Here is a 449-nt window from a genome sequence, read left to right on the forward strand (position 1 = left end):
ACCTAACCCTGCCGCTTTGATCATTGGCAGATCGTTAGCGCCGTCGCCAATCGCCACCGTCTGCGCCAGCGGGATATCATGCTCTTGCGCCAGACGAAGCAAGGTATTGGCTTTATACTCAGCATCCACAATATCGCCGATAACGTGACCGGTAAATTTACCGTCCATGATCTCCAGTTCATTGGCGACTGCCGCCGTCAGACGTAGCTGGTCACGCAGATAGTCGGCGAAGAAAGTGAAGCCGCCGGAGGCGATAGCGATTTTCCAGCCGAGCGCTTCCAGTTTTAGCACCAACTGCGTTAATCCTGGCATTAGCGGCATATTCCCGCGCACCTGTCTCAAAATATCGGCATCCGCTCCTTTCAGCGTCGCCGCGCGGCTGCGCAGGCTGGCAGTAAAATCAAGCTCGCCGCGCATCGAGCTCTCCGTCACTTCAGCCACATTCTCAC

1 protein-coding gene is annotated in these 449 nt (G+C 56.1%); it reads right to left on the reverse strand.

Annotated elements, in window-relative coordinates:
• A partial coding sequence (gene serB, locus KJR01_RS09805) for a phosphoserine phosphatase SerB (RefSeq protein WP_350028291.1) occupies positions 1 to 441 on the reverse strand: 441 nt, incomplete at its 3' end.
• Positions 442 to 449 lie beyond the last annotated feature (8 nt).

This window comes from Campylobacter sp. 2018MI10, from assembly GCF_018501175.1.
Classification (GTDB): Bacteria; Campylobacterota; Campylobacteria; order Campylobacterales; family Campylobacteraceae; genus Campylobacter_E.